The sequence below is a fragment of the Azohydromonas sediminis genome, from assembly GCF_003574675.1.
Taxonomy (GTDB): domain Bacteria; phylum Pseudomonadota; class Gammaproteobacteria; order Burkholderiales; family Burkholderiaceae_C; genus Calidifontimicrobium; species Calidifontimicrobium sediminis.
The window spans coordinates 1-18,360 of record NZ_QOAZ01000005.1 but is presented as its reverse complement, the minus strand read 5'-3'; the positions used below and the strand labels follow the sequence as shown (position 1 = coordinate 18,360).

The following is an 18,360-nucleotide window of genomic DNA, read 5'->3' as shown; positions in this document are numbered from 1 at the left end:
GTGCGTCAGACGTTGAGTTCGGCGACGGCCGGCACAGCCGGCTCGGCAGGGGCCCGACGGCGCGCATCGAGCCATGCCGCGAGCCGCTCGGCCGGCATCGGCCGCGCGTAATGCCAGCCCTGCAGCACGTCGCAGCCGAGCTCGCGCAGCAGGCGGGCCTGCGCCTCGGTTTCGACGCCTTCGGCGACGACTTCGAGGGCCAGCGCATGCGCCAGGCGCACGACGGCTTCGACGATGGCCCGCGACGCCGGCGCGGTCTCGATGTCGGCGAGCAGGCTGCGATCGAGCTTGAGCTGGCGCACCGGCAGGCGGCGCAGGTACGCGAGGCTCGAATAGCCGGTGCCGAAGTCGTCGATCGACAGCCGCACGCCGAGCGCCGCGAGCCGCTGCAGGTGCTGCGCCTGCTGCTGCAGGTCGTCCATCACCGCCGTCTCGGTGATCTCGAGCACGAGCGACGCGGGCTCGATGCCGTGACGTTCCAGCGCCTGCGCGACCTGCTCGACGAGGTCGGGCTGGCGCAGCTGCACCGCGCTGAGGTTGACGGCGACGCGGCAATGCACACCCTGCTCGCGCCAGCGCGCCAGCTGCGCGCAGGCCTCGTCGAGCACCCAGCGGCCGATCGCGCCGATCAGGCCGAAGCGTTCGGCCACCGGCACGAACACCGCCGGGCTGATCCAGCCGCGCTGCGGGTGGCACCAGCGCAGCAGCGCCTCGGCGCCGTGCACACCGCCGTCGCCGGCGGCGATCTTGGGCTGGTAGTGCAGCTGCAGCTCGCCGCGCTCGATCGCGCCGCGCAGCGCCTGCTGCAGCATCACCTGCTGGCTCGCGCCGTCGCTCATCTGCGAGTCGTAGACCGCCCAGGCACCGCCGCCGCGCTGCTTGGCCGCATACATCGCCATGTCGGCGCGCGCCAGCAGGTGGCCATCGGCGCCGTGGTCGGGATGCACGGCGATGCCCACCGAGGCCGACAGCTGCACCGACTGCCCGACGCCGATCTCGAACGGCCGGTGCAGTGCCTGCAGCACGCGCTCGGCGCAGGCCACGCCGCTGGCCAGCGCGTCGTCGCTCTCGAGCAGCAGCACGAACTCGTCGCCGCCGATGCGGGCCACGGTGTCGCTGTCGCGCACCAGCCCCTGCAGCCGCTGCGCGATCTCGACGAGCAGGCGGTCGCCGGCGTCGTGCCCGAAGGTGTCGTTGACCGGCTTGAAGCCGTCGAGGTCGATGTACAGCAGCGCCAGTTTCGCGGCCGCGGCGTCCGTCGCGTCGCGCGCCAGCAGCTCGCAGGCGTGCTGCAGCCGGTCGAGCAGGTGTGCACGGTTCGACACGCCGGTCAGCGGGTCGCGAAACGCCAGCCGCTGCAGCTCGGCGTTGACCTGCAGCAGCTCGGCGTTGGTCGCCTGCAGCGTGCGCTGCAGCCGGCGCTCGCCGCGCTGGCGCTGCGCATCGGCCAGCGACAGCAGCAGCGCCACGGTCAGCACGAGGAACGCCGCGGTGCTCACCAGCAGCAGCATGCCGCGGCCGCCGAGGCCGTCGGCGCTCACGCACACGCTGCCCGACGGGATGCGCGCCGCCGCCATGCCGACGAAGTGCATGCCGGCGATGGCCACCCCCATCGCGAGCGCCGCAGCACCCTGCATGCGGATGCGGTGCGCGCCGCGCAGCGGCCGCAGGCGCCCGAAGATCCACAGCGCCGCGGCCGACGCCGCCCACGCGACGACGACCGACAGCAGCACGTAGCGACGGTCCCACTCGATGCCCGGCAGCATCTCGAGCGCGGCCATGCCGACGTAGTGCATCCCGCAGATGGCGGCCGCCATCGCGCTCGCGCCGCCGAGCACGTGCCAGGCGCCGATGCGCGGCCGCGCCGCGGCGGCCAGCGCGACGCCGCCGGCGGCCACCGCCGCGAGCCACGACAGCGCCGTCAGCGTCGGCTCGAAGCCCAGCCACTGCCCGGCGTCGTAGCCGAGCATCGCGACGAAGTGCATCGCCCACACGCCGGTGCCCATCGTCAGCGCGCCGCCGGCCCACCAGCCGATGCGCAGCATCCCCTCGCTGACGTGCACGCGGCGCGCGAGCTCCAGCGTCACGTACGACGCGAACACCGCCAGCGCGCAGGCCAGCGCGACGACCATCGGGTCGTGACGGGTCGCGAGGTAGGCCGCTTCCATGCGCACGGTTGTCGGCCGCGGGACGCGCGACTTGAGCGCTCGACGCCGGCGATGGCCGCAAAACTTGGTACGCTCGCCGCTCGGCGGCACACGCCGTGCCGTGCACCCCCACCCCTCGCACCCATGACGTACTGTGTCGGCATCCGGCTCGACGCCGGGCTCGTGTTCCTGTCCGACTCGCGCACCAACGCGGGCCTGGACCAGATCAGCACGTTCCGCAAGATGATGATCTACGAGAAGCCCGACGACCGCTTCATGGTGCTGCTGTCGGCGGGCAACCTGAGCATCAGCCAGAGCGTGCGCGAGATCCTGCAGGTCGAGAAGCTCGACCGCGGCGCGCACGAGCCACCGCTGACGATCTGGAACGCGCAGAGCATGTTCGACGCCACGCGCGTGCTCGGCAGCGCGGTGCGCCGCGTCTACGAGCAGGACGGCCCCGCGCTGCGCGCCGCCGGCATCGACTTCGTCGCCAGCTTCATCTTCGGCGGCCAGATCAAGGGCGAGGCAATGCGGCTGTTCCTCGTCTACTCGGCGGGCAACTTCATCGAGGCCACGCGCGAGACGACGTACTTCCAGATCGGCGAGAGCAAGTACGGCAAGCCGGTGCTCGACCGCATGATCACGCCGAAGACCTCGCTCGACCAGGCCGCCAAGTGCGCGCTGGTGTCGATGGACTCGACGCTGAAGTCCAACCTCTCGGTCGGGCTGCCGCTGGACCTGCTCGTCTACGAGAAAGGGACGTTTCGCACCGACCGCATCGTCTGCATCGACGAGCACAACCCGTACTTCCACATGGTGCGCAGCACCTGGGGCCAGCGGCTGCGCGAAGTGTTCGACGCGATGGACGACCCGCGCTGGGACCGCGGCGACACGCAGCACCCGCTGCTCGTCGACTCGAAGCGCTACGAGCCGATGCGCAAGATCACGCACCCGGGCGAAAAAGTCATCTGATGGGTGCGCCGAAGCGCGCCGGCCGCCGCGGCGCGATCGTGTTCTCGCACGCCAACGGCTTCCCGGCGGGCACCTACCGCGTGCTGTTCGACGCCTGGCGCGCCGCCGGCTACACGGTGCACGCGCTCGAGAAGTTCGGCCACGACCCGGCCTATCCGGTCACGAGCAACTGGCCGCACCTGCGCCGCCAGCTCGTCGACTTCATCGACGCGCAGGGCTGCGCGCCGGCCTTCCTCGTCGGCCACTCGCTCGGCGGCCTGCTCAGCCTGATGGCCGCATGCCGGCGGCCGGACGTGGCGCGCGGCGTCGTGATGCTCGACTCGCCCGTCATCGGCGGCTGGCGCGCGCACGGCGTGCAGATCTTCAAGGCCAGCGGGCTGATCCGGCGCGTGTCGCCCGGGCGCATCTCGCAGCGCCGCCGCCACGAGTGGCCCGACCGCGACGCGGTGCGCCGCCACTTCGCGGCCAAGCACGCGTTCGCCCGCTGGGACCCGCGCGTGCTCGACGACTACGTCGCGGCCGGCTTCGTCGAGCGCGACGGCCGCGTCGAACTGGCGTTCGACCGCGACGTCGAGGCACGCATCTACAACACGCTGCCGCACACGCTGCCGCGGCTGCTGCGCCGCCACCCGCCGAAGTGCCCGGTGGCCTTCGTCGCCGGCACGCAGTCGGTCGAGGTGCGCCAGGGCGGGCTGGAGGCGTCGCGCGCGCTGGCACGCGAGCGCTTCGTGTGGATCGAGGGCACGCACCTGTACCCGATGGAGCGCCCCGACGAGACCGCGCGCACCGTGCTGACCCTGATCGAGGGTTTCGGCTGACCCTCATCGCGCGGGTGGACACGCGTCTGGCATCATCGGTCGCGATGTGCAGTGCCCGCGTGATCCCCCTGCCGCCGCCGGCCTCCGCCGGCCCGCCGATCGCCAGCGGGCTGCTGCCGCGGGAGCGCCTGTTCCAGCGGCTCGACGCCGCGGCCGGCCAGGCCGTGTGGCTCGTGGCCCCGGCGGGCTACGGCAAGAGCAGCCTGGCCGCGTCGTACGCGCAGGCGCGCGGGCACCGCTGCACGTGGCTGCGGCTGTCGGCGGCCGACACCGACCCCGCCAGCTTCGTGGCCCACCTCACTGCCGTCGCCGGGGCCCGCCTGCCGACGCCGCAGGCCGAGCACCTCGGCGACATCGCGGCGTTCGCACGCCGCTACTTCGCGGCGCTGTTCGCCGCGTTGCCGCCCTCGGCGCTGCTCGTGCTCGACGAGGCCGAGGTGGCGGCCGACGCCTTGCAGGTGCTGTGGGCCGAGTCGGTGGCCGCAGTGCCGCCGCAGGCGCGGCTGGTCGTCACGTCGCGCGCGCCGCCGCCGGCAGCGCTGGCTCGCGCGCGCGTCGAGGGGCGGCTGCTGACGATCGATGCCGCCGAGCTGGCGCTCACGCGCGACGAGGTCGCGGCCCTGTTCGCGCAGCGCCACGCCCGGGCCTCGGCGGCCGAGATCGACGCCGTGTTCGCGCACACGCTGGGCTGGCCCGCGGCCGTCGCGCTGACGCTGCGCGCCGGCGGCCGGCTGCCCACCATCGACGACGACGTGCTGCACGATTACCTGCGCCACGAGGTGTGGCCGTCGTTCGACGAACCCACGCGCCAGCGGCTGCTGCTGGCGGCCCAGCTGCCCTACGTCGACGCCGCCGTCGAGCGCGCATGGCCCGCCTTGGCGGGCACGACGGCGGTGCTCGAGCGCTTCGCGCGCCGCGGCCTGTTCGTGCTGACCGAAGGCGGCGCCACTCCGCGGCACGTGCTGCACCCGCTGCTCCGCGACCACCTGCGCCGCCACGCCGACGAGACGCTGCCGGCCAGCGAGCTCGCGGCGTTGCGGCGCGACGCTGCGCGCGCGCTGGCCGACGCCGGCGACGCCGAGGCCGCGGTGCCCGCGCTGCTCGCCGCCGGCGACCTCGAGCGCGCGACAGCGGCCGTGCTCGCGCTCGCGCCGCGCTTCGTCGCGCAGGCGCGGCTGCGCACGCTCGGCGCATGGCTCGCCGCTTTCCCCACCGAGTGGCGCGAGCGCGAGCCCGACCTCGAGTACTGGAGCGGCCTCGTGCGGGTGATGGCCCAGCCGGCACAGGCGCGCGTGCACCTGCTGCGCGCCGCGGCGGGCTATGTGGCGCGCGGCGACGACGCCGGGCGGCTGCGCACGCTCGCGCACCTGGCGTACCTGTCGTTCGTCGACTTCGCGCCCGACTACCCGATCACCCGCTGGCTCGACGAGCTGCGCGACGTCGCGCCGCGCTTCGACGCGCTGCCCGGCGCCGAGGACAAGGCCCAGGTGGCGATGACGGTGGTCTATGCGCTGCTCGTCGGCGAGCCGGCACACCCGGATCTGCCGCGCTGGCGCGGGCACGCGCTCGACGCGCTTCACGCGCCGATCGGGCTGCAGCTGCGTGCGCGCGTGGCGTCGGTGCTGGGCATCAACCTGCTGTGGAGCGGCCTGTTCGAGCAAGTCGGCGCGATGCACGACCTGCTCGCCCGCGCCATCGACCAGCATGGGCTGGCGGACTACGGCCGTCTCGTGTGGGGACTGGTCGAGCTCGACGCCTGCTGGGCGCAGGGCCGGCTGGCCGATGCACCCGTCGTGCTGCGCCGCCTGCTGGCCACCGCCGAGCAGTGCGGCATCCACGCGCTCGACACCTACCACCGCCTGCTGGCCAACGACGCGCAACTCGCCGCCGGCGATCTCGACGCGGCGCAGGCACTGCTGAGCGCGGCACGCGCCGCGATGCAGCCCACCCAGCTCACCGAGGTGTGGCACGCCGCGTTCCAGGCCGCGTGGCTGGCGCTGTGGCGCGGTGACACCGCGGCGGCACTGCGCGAGGCGCGCGCGGCGATCGACAGCGCGCGCGCGGTCCGCAGCCCGATGTGCGAGGCCTTCGGCTGGGTCGCGCAGGCGCTGGCGCACCGCCAGCGCGGCAGCGACGCCGACGTCGAGGCCACGCTCGCGGTGCTGCGCGACGTGGCGCGTCGCGCCGGCAGCGCGATGGTCGACTTCCACCTGCACGACCTGCAGGCGTGGCAGGCCCGCCGGCGCGGCGACGCCGCCGGCGAGGCCGCCGCGCTGGCCGCGGCCCTGCAGCCCCTGGCGCGCCACGACATCGTCCACCCGGCGCTGGGCACCGACGCCGCGCTCGCCGACCTCGCCGCGGCCGCGCTGGCCCACGGCATCGAGACGGCCTTCGTCCATCGGTGGATCGCCCGGCGTGCGCTGCCGCCGCCGGCCGACGCGATCGCGCCCGACTGGCCGATGCCGCTGCAGCTGAAACTGCTCGGCGGCTTCGAGGTGGTGATCGACGGTCTACCGCTGAGGTTCGAAGGCAAGGTGCAAAAGCGTCCGCTCGAGTTGCTGCAGGCGCTGGCCGTGCACGGGCCGGCATCGGTGCCGGTGGCCACGCTCGTCGACGACCTGTGGCCCGAGCTCGACGGCGACGCCGCGCGCAAGTCGTTCGACGCCGCGCTGCTTCGGCTGCGCCGGCTGCTCGGCGACCACGGTGCCGCGCTGCGGCTCGAGGCCGGCGCCGTGCACCTGGACACGGCGCGCATCGGCTGCGACCTGTGGGCGCTGCGGCAATGGGCCGACCTGCCGGCCGCCCAACGGCCGCAGCGAGCCGCGCTGGAGCGGTGGGCGCGCACGCACGCCGCGGCGCCGCTGCTGCCACTGCAGCAAAGCGCCTGGGCCGTGGCGCCGCGCGAGCGGCACGCGCGGCGCATGCGGCAGCACGTCGGCATCGGCGCGTCGTCCGCTGACCGGTAGCCGATCGGTAGACGATCGGTAGGACCTGGGCCGCGACAGTCGGCCCGACGCGGCGCCGACGCCGCGCGACGCAACCGACCATGCCCCTGTCGCCCCTTCTTCGCCGCTGGCTCGCCCGCGCGCGCGTCGCGCTCGCGCGCCTGCGCCCGCGCCGCGCGCGCTGGCACCCTCCGCTCCCCTGCGGCCCTGCGGTCGCGGCGCGAACCGGCCATGCCCGCGTGCGCTGCGTGCTGCCGCCGCCGAGCGTGCCGCACGACCCCCCCTTCGAGGGGGCGAGCCGATTCGGTAGGTCATCCGTAGGACCTCGCCGGCGAACCTGCGGCCGAGGCGGTCACGGTGCCACCGCCGCGCGGACGGGGGAAGGGAGAAGCACGATGAAACGACAGACGACGACGGCACGGCGGGTGCTGATGGCTGCGGTCGCGGTTGCCTGGATCTCGGGCTGCGGCGGGGGTGGCGGCACAGGCGGCGGCGCCGAGCCCAACGTCACCGCGGCCGGCGCGGTCATCACCTCGGACGACGGCAAGGTGACGCTGACCATACCGCCGGGCGCGGTCAGCGAAGCGAGCACGCTGGCGATCGAGAAGGTCGATCCCGACGCCGAGACCGCCGCCGACCCGCTGTACGTGCCGGGCTCGCTCTACCGCATCGTCGGCTCGCTGGGCACGCTGTCCGAAGCGGCGACTTGGGAGTTCGCCACCGACGACGTGCAACTCGCTGGCACCCGCGTGCGCGGCTCGGCCCTCTCGGGCTTGCCCAGCAATCCTCCCCCCGACACCGGCAAGTCCTGCAACGGCACGGGCGGCAAGCCGCTGGGTATGGAATGGGTGCCCGGCGATACCTGCCCGTCCGGGTGCCTGAAGAGCAGCAGCTACGTCGACGGCAACGCCAACAACGGCGCCGGCCAGTCATACGCGCAGTGCATCCCGCAGAACGCCACCTACTGGGACTCCACGCCGGCGCCGCACTGCGACTGGGAGGACCAACCGGGCGCGTTCTCGATCGGCTACAGCGTCGTGCCGCGCGAGGATGCCGAGGACGTCTACGCGGCGATGGAGCTGCTGCGCGGCGCGGGCGGCGCGCTGTGCCAGATCAACGCGCCGCCGGCGCCGCCGCTGCTGATCGGCAACAGCGCCACGGCGCTCAACCTGCTGCCGTGCACCGTCGCGCCGGGTAAGGCCTCGTGCAAGCTGTCGCAGGTGGCCGCGGGCAATTTCAAGCTGCTGGCCGACAAGACGCCGCCCAGCGGCTACCTGGTCATCACCGATCAGCCGCCCGGCAACGGCGCGACCGACCCGAAAGTCGTGACGCTGAACCTCGACGGGAGCGGCACGATGCGCTACTTCATCGGCGGCGCCGACAACAAGAAGGCGGGCAGCTTCGGCGAGCTGTGGGAACTGAAGATGAGCATGGTCGATGGCCCCGCCGGACCGCAGCCGCAGTTCGCCCACGTGCTGCTGGCGACGCTTCCCAACGTGATGCCACCGGGCAACCCGACGCAGTACCTTTCGGCGTCGGCCAACACCCCGCCCGCGTCGATTCCCTTCAACCAGACCGACCCGCTGGTGCGCTGGTTCTACGGCCGCGTGTTCGACGCCGCCGGCAACCATGCCAACACGAAGATCGTCAAGGTCACGCGCGTGTCGCCCACCGTCGAGGTGGCCAGCTTCGCCGCCAGCCCGGCCACGATCGCGCCGCCTTCGGGCACGACGACGCTGTCGTGGACGGTGGCCAACGCGACCGCCGTGAGCATCGACCAGGGCGTGGGTGACGTCACGGCACAGACCGTCAACGACAGCGGCTCGGTGCAGGTGAGCGTCGACAGCACGCGCACCTTCACGCTCACCGCCAGCGGCCCCAACAGCAGCACGGCGACGAAGACGGTGACCGTCACCGTCGCACCCGACACCACGGCGCCCACGGTGACGCTGTCGGCCAACCCGGGCACCCTCAGCGCGCCGGGCAGCACGCTGCTCACCGCCAACGTCACCGACAACGTCGGCGTCACGCAGGTCGAGTTCTACCGCGGCGCCACGCCGGTCGGCACCGACGGCACGCCGGGCGACGGCTTCACGCAGAGCGTGAACCTCACGGAAGCGGACGTCGGCAACGTGAGCTTCACCGCCAAGGCGTTCGACGCCGCCGGCAATCACGCCACCAGCGCGGCGACCACCGTGCTGGTGACCCTGCCGGTCAGCGCCGACCGCTACGTCTCGCCCAACGGCAGCGACAGCAACCCCGGCACGCAGGCGCAGCCGTACAAGACGCTGACCAAAGCCTTTGCCGAGGTCGGTGCCGACGGCACGGTGTGGCTGGCCAACGGCACCTACACCTGGGCCGACGAAGTCGCGGCCGGCGCCAGCGCCGCCGACAACAGGACTCGTCCGCTGCCCGCAGGCCGCACGCTGCGCGCCAGCACGCCGGGGCAGGCGACGCTGAACTTCGGCATCGTCGCGCAGGGCGCCGCCACGCTGATCGGCGTGAACCTGACCACGGTGAACGGCGACACCAATCACGGCTACGGCCCGGCGGTCGTCCTGCCCAACAACGCCAGCGTGCAGTTGAAGGGCGTGACCTTCGGCCGCTTCACCAACGTGATGTCCTACTGCAACGGCTGCGCCAACGCCACCGTCAGCCTCGACACTAACGGCATGGCCAACTTCAACTACCTGGCGAGCGACTTCACTGGCGAATTCACCAACACCAACGCGGCCCACGGCAGCGGCGGCGTGACGGTCAGCGGTGGCCGCTTCAGCCATCCGGCACTGGCCTCGGCGGGGCAGGGCTGCAACCAGGGCAAGTTCATGTCGCTCGGCGGCAGCGCGCAGGTCACGCTGCACGGTGTGGCGGTCGAACTCGGACCCGTCTCGGGCGGTGCGTTCGACCACCCGATCGCCTTCTGCATCGCCGGCGGCAGCGCCAAGCTCACGCTCGCCAACGGCAGCACGGTGACGCAGGCCGGCAGCACCAGCCGCTATCGGGCCTTCGCGCTCATCGGCGCGGGCGCGTCGCTCGAACTGGCCAACGCGACCGTCAGCGGCCCGTTCTTCGGCATCGTCGGCATCACCGGCGCGGCCCAGGTGACGATCGCCGACAGCACGCTGCAGGGCGCGACCGAGGGCATCACCCCCAACGCCGGCGAGTACAGCGAGCCCACCGTCACGCTGACCGACAGCGTGCTGCAGAACTTCACCGGCAACGCGATCCACCTGCCGCACGGCGGCACGCTGTCGATCACCGGTGGCCAGATCCAGGACAACGGCGGCGCGGGCGTGCGGCTGGGCGGGCTGGCGAATCCGCCTTACTACGGCGGCGTCTACACGCTGACGGTGCGCAACGCGACGATCGCCAACAACGGCGGCGCGCAGGCCGACGGCGCCGGGCTGCTGCTCAATGGCGCCGCCGGATCGGTGCTCGACCTCGGCACCGCGGCGCAGCCCGGCGGCAACACCCTCCTCGGCCTGAACGCGAGCAAGCCGGGCGTGCGGGTGGGCACCGCGGCCGGCAACACGGTCGGCGCTGTCGGCAACACTTGGGTCGCCGGTCAGCAGGGTGCCAGCGCCGGCGGCACCTACGCCGGCAGCGTGCTAGTCACCAGCGGCAACGGCCAGAACTACAGCGTCACGAGCGGATCGTTGCGGCTGGCGGGCAACTGACCACCCCGCCGCGTCCGCAGGCGCGGCCCGGGCCCGGCGGGGGCGCTGCCTATAATTGGGCTTTAACACCACGGCACTCGCAGGCGACGAGCCTCGGGTGCCGTCTGCCATGACCAAGTACGTCTTCGTCACCGGCGGCGTGGTGTCCTCGCTGGGCAAGGGCATCGCGTCGGCGTCGCTGGCCGCGATCCTCGAGTCGCGCGGCCTGAAGGTCACCCTCATCAAGCTCGACCCGTATCTCAACGTGGATCCGGGCACGATGAGCCCGTTCCAGCACGGTGAGGTCTTCGTCACCGACGACGGCGCCGAGACCGACCTCGACCTCGGGCACTACGAGCGCTTCATCACGACGCGGATGAAGCGCACGAACAACTTCACGACCGGCCAGATCTACAAGAGCGTGCTCGAGAAGGAGCGCCGCGGCGACTACCTCGGCAAGACGGTGCAGGTGATCCCGCACGTCACCAACGAGATCCAGGAGTTCATCCAGCGCGGTGCGGCCGACGTCGACGTCGCGATCGTCGAGATCGGCGGCACCGTGGGCGACATCGAGAGCCTGCCCTTCCTGGAAGCGGCGCGCCAGCTCAGCCTGCGCCTGGGGCCTAACAACGCCGCCTTCGTGCACCTGACGTACGTGCCGTGGATCGCCGCGGCCGGCGAGCTGAAGACCAAGCCGACGCAGCACACGGTGCAGAAGCTGCGCGAAATCGGCATCCAGCCCGACGCACTGATCTGCCGCGCCGACCGCCCGATCCCCGACGACGAGCGCGAGAAGATCTCGCTGTTCACCAACGTCGCGCGCCAGGCGGTGATCAGCATGTGGGACGTCGACACCATTTACAAGGTGCCGCGCATGTTGCACGAGCAGGGCCTCGACGAGATCATCTGCATGAAGCTGCAGCTGCTCACGCGCCCCGCCGACCTGCGCCGCTGGGACCGCCTCGTGCACGCCGTCGAGCACCCGCAGCACGAGGTCACGATCGCGATGTGCGGCAAGTACACCGAACTGTCGGACTCGTACAAGTCGCTCAACGAGGCGCTGCGCCACGCCGGCATCCACAACCACGCGAAGGTCAACATCGAGTACGTCGACGCCGAGACGCTGACGCCCGACAACGTCGGGCAGCTCGCGCAGTACGACGCGATCCTCGTGCCCGGCGGCTTCGGCAAGCGCGGCATCGAGGGCAAGATCCTCGCCGCGCAGTTCGCGCGCGAGCACAAGATCCCGTATCTGGGCATCTGCCTGGGCATGCAGGTGGCCACGATCGAGGTCGCGCGCCACCTGGCCGGCCTCGAGGGCGCCAACAGCACCGAGTTCGACCCCGCGACGCCGCACCCGGTGATCGCGCTGATCGACGAGTGGCAGGACCGCGACGGCACGATCCAGAAGCGCGATGCCAGCTCGGACCTCGGCGGCACGATGCGACTGGGCGCGCAGACCGCCGACGTCAAGCCCGGCACGCTGGCCTACAAGATCTACGGCCCCACCGTCACCGAGCGCCACCGCCACCGCTACGAGGCCAACGAGCGCTACCTCGACCGGCTGCAGGCCGCGGGCCTCGTGATCAGCGCGATCACGCAGCGCGAGAAGCTCACCGAGATGATCGAGCTGCCGCCCGACGTGCACCCGTGGTTCGTCGGCGTGCAGTTCCACCCCGAGTTCAAGAGCACGCCGTGGGACGGCCACCCGCTGTTCATCAGCTACGTCAAGGCCGCGCTCGAACACCAGGCACGCCGCTCCGCCGCCGGCCAGGCCGCGGTGGCTGCCGCGGCCTGACCCTCGCCTGGGGATCCCGACCATGAAACTGTGCGGCTTCGACGTCGGCCTCGAGCGGCCGTTCTTCCTGATCGCCGGGCCCTGCGTCGTCGAGAGCGAGCAGCTGCAGATGGACGTCGCCGGCCGGCTGAAGGAGATCACCTCCGCGCTGGGCATCCCGTTCATCTTCAAGTCGAGCTACGACAAGGCCAACCGCTCGAGCGGTGCGAGCTTCCGCGGCCCCGGCATGGACAAGGGCCTCGAGATCCTGGCCAAGGTGCGGCGCGAGATCGGCGTGCCGGTGCTGACCGACGTGCACACCGAGGCCGACGTGCCGGCGGTCGCGGCGGTGGTCGACGTGCTGCAGACGCCCGCGTTCCTGTGCCGGCAGACCGACTTCATCCGCGCCGTCGCGCAAAGCGGCAAGCCGGTCAACATCAAGAAGGGCCAGTTCCTCGCGCCGCACGACATGAAGAACGTGATCGACAAGGCCCGCGCCGCCGCGCGCGAGAAGGGCCTGCCCGACGACGTCTTCATGGCCTGCGAGCGCGGCGTGAGCTTCGGCTACAACAACCTCGTCTCCGACATGCGCAGCCTCGCGATCATGCGCGAGACCGGCGCGCCGGTGGTGTTCGACGCCACGCACAGCGTGCAGCTCCCCGGCGGGCAGGGCACCAGCAGCGGCGGCCAGCGCGAGTTCGTGCCGGTGCTCGCGCGCGCCGCGGTCGCGGTGGGCATCGCGGGCCTGTTCATGGAGACGCACCCCGACCCGGCCCGCGCGCTGTCCGACGGGCCGAACGCCGTGCCGCTCAAGCACATGAAGGCGCTGCTCGAGCAGCTGCAGTCGCTCGACCGCGTCGTCAAGAGCCAGCCGCTGCTGGAAAACGACTTCGGCTGCTGAGGAGCCCCCGATGAGCGCGCCGGCGTACCTGATCGTCGAGATGCACATCCGCGACCTCGAGCAGTACAAGCAGTACATGGCCGACGCCCCGGCCGCCGTGAAGGCCTTCGGCGGCGAGTACCTCGTGCGCGGCGGCCGCCACGAAACGCTCGAAGGCGACTGGCAGCCACACCGCGTCGCGCTGCTGCGCTTCCCGAGCTTCGAGCAGGCCAAGGCGTTCTACGACAGCGAGCCGTACCGTGCCGCGCGCGCCAAGCGCGTAGGCACCACAGAGTACTTCAACATGGTGCTCGTCGAGGGCGTCGCCGCCCCCGTCTGAGCCGCCACACCACGCACAAAGCAGAAAGGACCTTCCCGCATGAGCGCCATCGTCGACATCGTCGGCCGCGAGATCCTCGACAGCCGAGGCAACCCCACCGTCGAGTGCGACGTGCTGCTCGAGTCGGGCACGATGGGCCGCGCCGCGGTGCCGTCGGGCGCGTCCACCGGAAGCCGCGAGGCGATCGAGCTGCGCGACGGCGACAAGGGCCGCTATCTCGGCAAGGGCGTGCTGCGTGCGGTCGAGCACATCAACACCGAGATCAGCGAGGCCGTGCTGGGGCTGGATGCGAGCGAGCAGGCCTTCCTCGACAAGACGCTGATCGACCTCGACGGCACCGACAACAAGGGCCGGCTCGGCGCCAACGCGATGCTGGCCGTGAGCATGGCGGTGGCGCGCGCCGCTGCCGAGGAGAGCGGCCTGCCGCTGTACCGCTACTTCGGCGGGATGGGCGGCATGCAGCTGCCGGTGCCGATGATGAACGTGATCAACGGCGGCGCGCACGCCAACAACAGCCTCGACCTGCAGGAGTTCATGATCGTGCCGGTGGGCGCGCCGAGCTTCCGCGAGGCGGTGCGCTACGGCGCCGAGGTGTTCCACGCGTTGAAGAAGATCATCGACGCCAAGGGCATGAGCACCGCGGTCGGCGACGAGGGCGGCTTCGCGCCCAGCGTCGCGAGCCACGAGGCGGCAATCCAGCTGATCCTCGAGGCGATCGACAAGGCCGGCTACGAGGCGGGCACGCAGATCGCGATCGCGCTCGACTGCGCGGCCAGCGAGTTCCACAAGGACGGCAAGTACGTGCTCGAAGGCGAAGGGCTGACGCTCGAGCCGGCCGCGTGGATCGACATGCTCGCCGCGTGGGTGGACAAATACCCGATCGTCAGCATCGAAGACGGCATGGGCGAAGGCGACTGGGACGGCTGGAAGCTGCTGACCGAGCGGCTCGGCCGCAAGGTGCAGCTCGTCGGCGACGACCTGTTCGTCACCAACACCAAGATCCTGAAGGAGGGCATCGAGCGCGGCATCGCCAACTCGATCCTCGTGAAGATCAACCAGATCGGCACGCTGACCGAGACCTTCGCCGCGATCGAGATGGCCAAGCGCGCCGGCTACACCGCGGTGATCAGCCACCGCTCGGGCGAGACCGAGGACAGCACGATCGCCGACATCGCGGTGGGCACCAACGCCGGCCAGATCAAGACCGGCTCGATGAGCCGCAGCGACCGCATTGCGAAGTACAACCAGCTGCTGCGCATCGAGGAAGACCTCGGCGACGTCGCGCGCTATCCCGGCCGCGACGCGTTCTACAACCTGCGCTGAGCGGCGCTCGGCACCCCGATGGCGGCGCGCTGGGTCACCGCAGGGCTCGTCGCGCTGCTCGCGGTGGTGCAGGCGCAGCTGTGGATCGGCCAGGGCAGCGTGCCGCACGTGATGTCGCTGCGCGCACAGCTCGCCGACCAGCAGGCGGTCAACGACGCGGCGCGCGCGCGCAACGAGCAACTCGCCGTCGAAGTGGGCGACCTCAAGGAGGGGCTCGAGATGGTCGAGGAGAAGGCGCGCGCCGAGCTCGGGATGGTCAAGCCCGACGAGATCCTCGTCCAGATCACACGTCGCTGAGCGCGCGATGGAGCTGCTGTGGGCGCTGGTCGGCGCGCAGGCGTTCGCGCTGTGGGGCAGCCCGGTCACGTGGACCGAGGTCGTCGCGTTCGTGCTCGCGGTGTGGATGGTCGTGTGCAACTGGCGCGTCAACCCGCTCGCGTGGCCGCTGGCGATGGTGTCGTCGGCGCTGTACGGGCTGCTGTTCGCCGACTACAAGCTCTACGGCGAAGCGAGCCTGCAGCTCGTGTTCATCGCGGTCGCGGCGTGGGGCTGGTGGCAGTGGCTGCGCGGCACCGGTGACGACGGCGGCGCGCTGCGCGTGCGTCACCTCGACGGCCGGCGCCTCGTGGGCGTCGTGGCCTTCGTGCTCGCCGCGTGGCCGCTGCTGGGCGCCTTCCTCGACCGCGCCACCGACAGCGACGTGCCCTACTTCGACGCGCTGCCCACCGTCGGCAGCCTGGCCGGCCAGTGGCTGCTCGGGCGCAAGTACGTCGAGAACTGGCCGGCGTGGATCGGGGTCAACGTCGTCAGTGTCGGGCTGTTCGCGTGGAAGGGGCTGTGGCTGACGGTGCTGCTGTACGCGCTGTTCGTCGTGATGGCGGCGGTGGGCTGGCGCACGTGGCGCCGGCTCGCGCACGCGCAGGCGGTGCGCGCGTGAGCGGCGGCCGCGTGATCGCGATCGTCGGCGCCGAGAGCACCGGCAAGACGACGCTCGCACGGGCGCTGGCCGAGCGCATCGCCGCGCTGACGGGCCAGCCGACGACCTGGGTCGGCGAGTGGCTGCGCGAGTGGTGCGCACGCGAAGGCCGCACGCCGCGCGCCGACGAGCAGGCGGCGATCGCCGCCGAGCAGCAGCGCCGCATCGCCGCGGCGGCCGCGGCGCACGCGTGGGTCGTCGCCGACACGACGCCGCTGATGACGGCCGTCTACAGCGAGCTGCTGTTCGACGACCGCTCGCTGCACGGCCTGGCCGCGCAGGCGCACCGCAGCTACGCGGCGACGCTGCTGACCGCGGTCGACCTGCCGTGGGAGCCCGACGGGCTGCAGCGCGACGGCCCACACGTGCGCGCGCCGGTCGACCGTTTGGTGCGTCAGGCGCTGGTCGACCACGGGCTCGCGTGGTCGGTGGTCGGGGGGGCCGGCGAGGCCCGCGTCGAGGCCGCGCTCGACGCGCTGACGCCGCTGCTGCGCGCGCACGCCGCGCCCGACGCCGGGCTGTTCACGCGGCTGGCACGGCGCGAGGCGGCGCAGGCCGCGTGGACCTGGGTGTGCCGCGAGTGCGACATGCCCGACTGCGAGCACGCGGCCAAGCGGCTGCGCGAGGCCGCGCCGCGCTGACGCGCGCAGCCGTCGAGCGCCTCACTGCACCGACGCGCTCGACGGCGGCTGGTCGGCCGGCGGCGTGAACAGCTCGCCGACGTCGACGGCGTCGAAGCGGTAGTGCGCGCCGCAGAAGTCGCAGCCGACCTCGGCCTCGCCGCGCTCGGCGATCAGGCCGTCGACCTCGTCGCGCCCGAGCCCGAGCAGCATGCGGCCGACGCGCTCGCGCGAGCAGGAGCACGCGAAGCGCGGGTGCAGCGGCTCGAAGCGGCGCAGCGTCTCCTCCCAGAACAGGCGGCGCAGGATCGTGTCGACGTCGAGCGTCAGCAGCTCGTCGCGGGTCAGCGTCGCCGCCAGGTGCGCGATGCGGTTGAAGTGCTCGTTCAGCCCGATCTCGTCCTCGTTGCGCGCGCCCAGGTTGCCCGCACCCTCGACCGGCAGCCGCTGGATCAGCAGGCCGGCGGCGACGTCGTCGCTGGCGGCCAGCACGAGCCGGGTGTCGAGCTGCTCGGACTGCAGCATGTAGTGCTCGAGCACCTGCGCGAGGTGCTGCAGCGGTTCGCGGCGGTCGCCATGCAGCGGCACGATGCCCTGGTACGGCTGCTGCCCCGGCAGGCGGTCCTTCGGGTCGAGCGTGATCGCGCAGCGCCCCTGCCCGTGCACGTTGAGCAGCGCCTCGAGCCGCGCGTCGGCCGGCACGTCGCCGATCACCTTCGCGGTGGCGCGAAACGCGAGGTCGGGCTGCACCTCGACGACCGCGAGCTTGACCGGGCCGTCGCCGTGCATCTGCAGCACGAGCGCGCCGTTGAACTTGATGTTCGACTGCATCAGCGCACCGGCCGCGGCCATCTCGCCGAGCAGCTCGCGCACCGGCGCCGGGAACGCGCCCATGCCGCCGGCGGCGGGATCGCGCCGGCGCAGCAGCTCGCGCCAGCCGGTGGTCAGCCGCACCAGCATCCCGCGCACCGGCAGGCCTTCGAACAGGAACTTGTGCAACTCGTCCACGAGGGGCATTGTAGGAAGTGCTCTGCGGCGCGGGTCGAACCCCGTCGCAGGCCCTGGTGCCCCCCCCCGCGGTGAGCTACCCCACGGTCACGGCGACCTTGCCGAACTGTCGGCCCGACTCGAGGCGGTCGAGCGCCTGCGTCACGTCGTCGAGCGGGTAGACGCTGTCGATCACCGGGCGCATCGGCGAGCGTTCACACAGCGCCAGCAGGTCGCGGAACTCGGCCAGCGTGCCCAGCGTCGAGCCGAACACCTTCAGCTGGCGGATGAACATGCGGCGCAGGTCGGCGCCGGGCTGGTCGCCGGTCGTCGCGCCGCAGGTGACGAGCCGCCCGCCGCGCACGAGGCTCTTCAGCGCCGCGCTCCACACCGCGGCGCCGACGTTCTCGATCACGACGTCGACGCCGCGGCCGTCCGTCATCTCGAGCACCGTGCGCGCGATGTCCTGCGTCGCGCCGTGCACCGCGCCGTCGGCGCCCATCTGCACCGCGCGCTCGAGCTTGCCGGCGTCGCGCGACGTCACGATGACCTTCGCGCCCGCCGCCTTGGCCAGCTGCAGCGCCGCGAGCGACACGCCGCTGAACCGCACCGGGTTTCGAGGAGGCCTGTTGGCTTGAGTCAGACCCGGCTGGTCTGACGGTCAAGTTGGCTGCTTGGGCTTTTGGATTCTCTCTCTTCCAGCCCCCCCGCAGGGGCCGCCGGAGGCCTCCCGGTTGGGCCGTGTACTCACCTGATTAGCGAGCAACCTCAGCAGGCTCAGTCTTTGAGCCTGTGAGCCAGGAAGATGGCCGCATCCCTACTGGCTGGAGGCGCGCCATGCCGATGAACCGAGTGCAGTTTCAAGCCGGACTTTCGATGCCCGAGTTCCTCGAGCGCTACGGAACCGAAGACAAGTGCC

At 72.1% G+C, this 18,360-nt stretch carries 14 protein-coding genes; 11 read left to right on the top strand and 3 right to left on the bottom strand.

The window, feature by feature from the left end; translation table 11 throughout:
• Positions 1–5: 5 nt before the first annotated feature.
• Complete coding sequence (locus DRV96_RS04330; protein WP_119288173.1) at positions 6–2,168, bottom strand: putative bifunctional diguanylate cyclase/phosphodiesterase; 2,163 nt, start codon at positions 2,166–2,168, stop codon at positions 6–8.
• A 123-nt stretch (positions 2,169–2,291) separates the two neighbouring features.
• Between DRV96_RS04330 and DRV96_RS04325 the strand changes: the two genes are divergently transcribed.
• From DRV96_RS04325 to DRV96_RS04275, 11 genes are all read left to right on the top strand, one after another.
• Positions 2,292–3,119 carry a proteasome-type protease gene (locus DRV96_RS04325; protein WP_119288171.1) on the top strand — a complete coding sequence of 276 codons (828 nt, stop codon included), beginning with the start codon at positions 2,292–2,294 and terminating at the stop codon, positions 3,117–3,119.
• Positions 3,119–3,937, top strand: a complete 819-nt coding sequence (locus DRV96_RS04320; RefSeq protein WP_119288169.1) for an alpha/beta fold hydrolase — start codon at positions 3,119–3,121, stop codon at positions 3,935–3,937. The genes DRV96_RS04325 and DRV96_RS04320 overlap by 1 nt, the downstream gene beginning before the upstream one ends.
• A gap of 44 nt (positions 3,938–3,981) precedes the next feature.
• Positions 3,982–6,903, top strand: coding sequence for a winged helix-turn-helix domain-containing protein (locus DRV96_RS04315; protein WP_119288167.1), 2,922 nt, complete (start codon positions 3,982–3,984; stop codon positions 6,901–6,903).
• A gap of 374 nt (positions 6,904–7,277) precedes the next feature.
• On the top strand, positions 7,278–10,559 hold the full coding sequence (locus tag DRV96_RS04310) for a DUF1565 domain-containing protein (RefSeq protein ID WP_162910942.1): 3,282 nt from the start codon (positions 7,278–7,280) through the stop codon (positions 10,557–10,559).
• Positions 10,560–10,668: 109 nt separating this feature from the next.
• Complete coding sequence (locus tag DRV96_RS04305; RefSeq protein WP_119288162.1) at positions 10,669–12,336, top strand: CTP synthase; 1,668 nt, start codon at positions 10,669–10,671, stop codon at positions 12,334–12,336.
• A gap of 22 nt (positions 12,337–12,358) precedes the next feature.
• Complete coding sequence (gene kdsA, locus DRV96_RS04300) at positions 12,359–13,216, top strand: 3-deoxy-8-phosphooctulonate synthase (RefSeq protein WP_119288160.1); 858 nt, start codon at positions 12,359–12,361, stop codon at positions 13,214–13,216.
• A 10-nt stretch (positions 13,217–13,226) separates the two neighbouring features.
• Positions 13,227–13,535: a DUF1330 domain-containing protein gene (locus DRV96_RS04295; RefSeq protein WP_119288159.1), complete on the top strand. Its 309-nt coding sequence runs from the start codon at positions 13,227–13,229 to the stop codon at positions 13,533–13,535.
• A 39-nt stretch (positions 13,536–13,574) separates the two neighbouring features.
• Positions 13,575–14,858 (top strand): phosphopyruvate hydratase, encoded by a 1,284-nt coding sequence (gene eno, locus DRV96_RS04290; protein WP_119288157.1) that lies wholly within the window; start codon positions 13,575–13,577, stop codon positions 14,856–14,858.
• 18 nt (positions 14,859–14,876) lie between these two features.
• Positions 14,877–15,155 (top strand): septum formation initiator family protein, encoded by a 279-nt coding sequence (locus DRV96_RS04285; protein WP_119288155.1) that lies wholly within the window; start codon positions 14,877–14,879, stop codon positions 15,153–15,155.
• Between the two features lie 7 nt (positions 15,156–15,162).
• Positions 15,163–15,795 carry a nicotinamide riboside transporter PnuC gene (gene pnuC / locus DRV96_RS04280; RefSeq protein ID WP_119288153.1) on the top strand — a complete coding sequence of 211 codons (633 nt, stop codon included), beginning with the start codon at positions 15,163–15,165 and terminating at the stop codon, positions 15,793–15,795.
• Positions 15,792–16,475, top strand: coding sequence for an AAA family ATPase (locus tag DRV96_RS04275; RefSeq protein ID WP_119288416.1), 684 nt, complete (start codon positions 15,792–15,794; stop codon positions 16,473–16,475). The genes pnuC and DRV96_RS04275 overlap by 4 nt, the downstream gene beginning before the upstream one ends.
• 21 nt (positions 16,476–16,496) lie before the next feature.
• Here DRV96_RS04275 and hslO read toward each other — a convergent pair whose 3' ends face one another.
• Together hslO and DRV96_RS04265 are read right to left on the bottom strand one after the other, a co-directional pair.
• Positions 16,497–17,462 (bottom strand): Hsp33 family molecular chaperone HslO, encoded by a 966-nt coding sequence (gene hslO / locus DRV96_RS04270; RefSeq protein ID WP_119288151.1) that lies wholly within the window; start codon positions 17,460–17,462, stop codon positions 16,497–16,499.
• 76 nt (positions 17,463–17,538) lie between these two features.
• Positions 17,539–18,051 (bottom strand): zinc-binding dehydrogenase, encoded by a 513-nt coding sequence (locus DRV96_RS04265; protein WP_235823278.1) that lies wholly within the window; start codon positions 18,049–18,051, stop codon positions 17,539–17,541.
• Between the last annotated feature and the right edge of the window lie 309 nt (positions 18,052–18,360).